At 38.7% G+C, this 4,177-nt stretch carries 2 protein-coding genes and 2 pseudogenes; 2 read left to right on the forward strand and 2 right to left on the reverse strand.

Going from position 1 to position 4,177, the window contains the following annotated elements; translation table 11 throughout:
- Nucleotides 1-145, forward strand: a pseudogene (gene ftsA / locus N3D17_07630) (cell division protein FtsA).
- Nucleotides 146-174: 29 nt separating this feature from the next.
- Here ftsA and N3D17_07635 read toward each other — a convergent pair.
- Together N3D17_07635 and N3D17_07640 are read right to left on the reverse strand one after the other, a co-directional pair.
- Nucleotides 175-1,359: pseudogene (locus N3D17_07635) on the reverse strand (YifB family Mg chelatase-like AAA ATPase).
- On the reverse strand, nucleotides 1,343-2,479 hold the full coding sequence (locus N3D17_07640) for a glycerate kinase (GenBank protein ID MCX8083236.1): 1,137 nt from the start codon (nucleotides 2,477-2,479) through the stop codon (nucleotides 1,343-1,345). The pseudogene N3D17_07635 and the gene N3D17_07640 overlap by 17 nt, the downstream one beginning before the upstream one ends.
- Before the next feature lie 68 nt (nucleotides 2,480-2,547).
- Between N3D17_07640 and N3D17_07645 the strand changes: the two genes are divergently transcribed.
- Nucleotides 2,548-4,177, forward strand: a 1,630-nt coding sequence (locus N3D17_07645; protein MCX8083237.1) for a beta galactosidase jelly roll domain-containing protein, incomplete at its 3' end; no start/stop codon positions are given.

A 4,177-nucleotide genomic window follows, 5' to 3' on the forward strand; every position in this document is an offset into this window, starting at 1 on the left:
TTTGGGAATTGTTAATGCCGGTTTTATTTTTTCAGGCTTAGCCTCAGCTACTTCAGTTTTAACTGAGACAGAAAAAGAATTAGGAGTAGTTTTGGTTGATATCGGTGGAGGAAAGATGGATTTATGTATCTTTTCTGATGGTTCTTCTTCCCTCTCTTTAAGGATTACACCTGCAGGTAAACTGGATACCTCTATATGAATATCTATCCTGTCAAGAAGTGGACCTGATATCTTCCTTCTGTATTTAAGTATCTGTGAAAGATTACAGTTGCACTGCCTTGCACCATCTCCATACCAGCCACAGGGACAGGGATTCATCGCAGCAACCATCAAAAACCTTGCGGGAAACTCCATCCTTCCCCTTGCCCTTGAGATACTTACCTTACCATCTTCAAGGGGCTGTCTTAAAACCTCAAGGACATCCCTGTGAAATTCAGGAAGTTCATCAAGAAATAAAACGCCATTATGTGCTAAACTTACTTCTCCGGGTCTCGGTATATTCCCTCCTCCTATCAAAGCAATATCTGATATTGTATGGTGTGGAGACCTGAATGGCCTTTCTGTTATAATACCTTCCTTCAATATCCCTGCAACAGAATGTATTCTGGTTATCTCAAGTGCTTCTGAAAGTGTAAGGGAAGGAAGTATTGAAGGTATTCTTGATGCGAGCATTGTTTTACCAGCACCAGGGGAGCCAATCATAAGGATATTGTGTCCACCTGCGACTGCTACCTCTATAGCACGTTTTGCATATGTCTGTCCCTTTACATCCTTAAAATCAAGTGAATACTTCTTCTTGGAACCAAACAGTGCTTCAACATCACAGTGAACTGGTTCTATCTCTTTTTTACCTGTGAGAAATGCTACACATTCTCTTAAGTCCTTTACAGGATAGACCTCAATATCTCTAACAATACTTGCTTCAAGTGCATTATCATATGGAAGGACTATCTTTTTGCTTTTAAGTTCGGCAAGTTTCATCGCTATGGGGAGCACTCCTTTTACAGGTCTTAATGTACCATCCAGTGCAAGTTCCCCTATAAAAGAGAATTCATTTGTACGGCTTAATGGAATTATCCCTTCAGTAGCAAGTATTCCCACAGCAACAGGCAGGTCAAAGTATACACCTTCTTTCTTCAGGTCTGCAGGAGCAAGATTTATCACAATCCTTCTATCAGAAGGGAATTCAAAACCAGAGTTTTTTATTGCTGGCTTTATCCTGTCCCTGCTTTCTTTCACTGCTTGGTCAGGAAGTCCTACAATAGAAATAGTGGGTATTCCAAAACTTATATCAACCTCTACATCCACAGGAATACCTTCTATACCCCAGACAGTAAGTGAACTAATTTTTGCAAGCATTTTTGTATATCTTCAGTACCTGTTCTGTAGCGTTAGAAAGATTCTCTTTTCCCTTTCTCATCGCTTCTTCAAGAGATACCACTCCGTGGACAATGCTTAAGATTATAACATCTTTAAACAACTTATCTCTATAGACCGTATCATCAATACTTCCTGCAAGTACAACCACAGGTACATTATTTTTTCTACATATTTCTACTATCACTCCTATGGACTTACCGTATAATGTCTGGACATCAACCCTGCCTTCACCTGTAAGGATTAAATCAGCACCTTTAATTTTATCTTCAAAGTTCCCAATACTTAAAACTGTCTTTATACCTGAAACAATCTCTGCCCCTAAAAAAGCACTGAACCCACCTGCTATACCACCTGCAGCACCTGCTCCTTTAATTTTATTCATATCTATACCTGTTATCTTTTTAACTACTCTATTGTAATTTCTCAAGCCATTATCAAGGATTCTTACATCTTTTTTATCGGCTCCCTTTTGAGGTGCATAGACATATGCAGCGCCCATCTTCCCGTAAAGCGGGTTTTTGACATCTGAAAGGACTGTAAATCTACAATTTTTAACTTCAGGTATCATCCCTGAGATATCTATTTTATCTATCTCCAGAAGGTCCTTCCCTCGCCCGGGATAAAACACCCTACCTTTTTGGCTGTAAAACTTAATACCCAGTGCGGTAAGAGCTCCTATCCCCCCATCATTCGTAGCACTTCCACCCACACCTATAAAAATTTTCTTACATTTAGAAAGGAGCGCACTTCTTATAAGTTCTCCCACGCCATAGGTTGTGGTCTCCATAGGATTTCTTTCTGCTTCCTTTAAAAGTGGAAGTCCTACTGCCTGTGCCATCTCTATGTAAGCAGTATCTCCTTTCTTCAGCCATTTTGCTTTTATCTTTCTTCCCAGTGGGTCTGAAACATATTTAAAAACAAACCTTCCCCCTATAATCTTTTCAATTACATCTATGGTTCCTTCTCCACCATCAGCGAGAGGAAATGAGATAAGTTCTGCTGAAGGAAAGACCTTCCTACATACTTTTTCCATTATATCTGCTGCTTCAATATTTGTAATACTACCCTTATAAGATGCAGGGGCTATAATAATCTTCATTACTTGCCTCTTTATTTTTTGTATAATAGAATATCATCATTTATTGTTATATACAAAAAGGAGTTGATATGAGGGAAATAAAACTACTGAAATATGGATGGAAGTTTCAAAGAGGGGATTTCCCTGAAGCAATAAAAAATGATTTTGATGATTCTAAATGGGAAGATGTAAGAGTGCCTCATGACTGGGCAATCAAAGGACCTTTTAGTCCTGATAACGACCCTCATGTTATGAAATCTGGAGATAAAGAGGTTATACTTTTGGGAAGTACAGGAGGACTACCCCATACAGGTAAAGGATGGTACAGATTAAAATTCCATCTCCCATCTGATATAAAAGAAAAACGAGTACAGATTGAATTTGATGGAGTAATGAGCCACAGTAAGGTCTATGTAAATGGAAGTTTTGTTGGAGAATGGGCATATGGTTATTCCTCTTTTGCTTTTGATATTACTGATTTTGTTAAAGAAGGAGAAAATATCCTTGCTGTTTCTGTAGATAATAAACCACATTCTTCAAGATGGTATCCAGGTGCAGGTATATACAGAAATGTCCGGCTTGTTATACTCAATCCTGTCTATGTCTCTCACTGGGGAACATATATTACAACACACCTTATAGATGAAAAAGAGACGAGGATAGACATTAGAACAGAGATAGAAAACCATACAGGCAAAGAAATACAGATAGAGGTAGAAACAGAAATTATTTCACCTGATGGATTAAAGATTGCATCGGCAATAGACAGAATAAAGATAAACAAAAAAGAGACAATAAAGCAGGAAGTTTTCATCACATCTCCTATACTGTGGGACATCAACAATCCTGCTCTTTATACTGCTATCTCTGTTATAAAGGCAGAAGGAAATGTGATGGACCGTTATGAAACAAAATTTGGTATAAGGGAATTGCTCTTTGACCCGAATAATGGATTTTTCTTAAACGGAAGGCCTGTAAAGTTTAAAGGTGTATGTATGCATCATGACCTCGGTCCAATTGGGACTGCAATAAACAAGTCCGCTTTAAAAAGACAACTTACACTTCTTAAAGAGATGGGATGTAATGCCATAAGGACAAGTCATAACCCACCTGCACCTGAACTTCTTGAATTAACTGATGAGATGGGATTTCTCGTGATAGATGAAGCATTTGATGAGTGGAAGAAACCAAAGTGTCCTAATGGATACAATACAATTTTTGACCAATGGGCTGAAAAGGACCTGCGTGCAATGATAAGAAGGGATAGAAACCATCCTTCTGTTATTATGTGGAGTATAGGAAATGAAATTCCTGAACAGGAAGACCCTGAAAGTGGTCCAAGATTAGCAAGATTTCTGCATAATATTTGTAAAGAGGAAGACCCGTCCAGACCCACAACATCTGCTTTCCATATTCCTGAGAGTGCAATAAAAAATGGACTTGCCGATATTGTTGACATCCCAGGATGGAACTACTATCCGCATAACTATGGGAAGTATCACCTAATGCTTCCTGGAAAACCAATGTATGGAAGTGAAACAGCATCCTGTATAAGTTCAAGAGGAGAGTACTTCTTCCCTGTTGAAGAAGAAAGATACACACAGAGATACAAAAGGGAAAATTTACAGGTAAACAGTTATGACCTCTCCTGCCCTCTCTGGGCAACTATCCCTGATGTAGAATTCAGGGCACAGGATGACCATCCATTTATTATGGGAG

It is taken from the genome of bacterium (assembly GCA_026414725.1).
GTDB lineage: Bacteria > Ratteibacteria > UBA8468 > B48-G9 > JAFGKM01 > JAAYXZ01.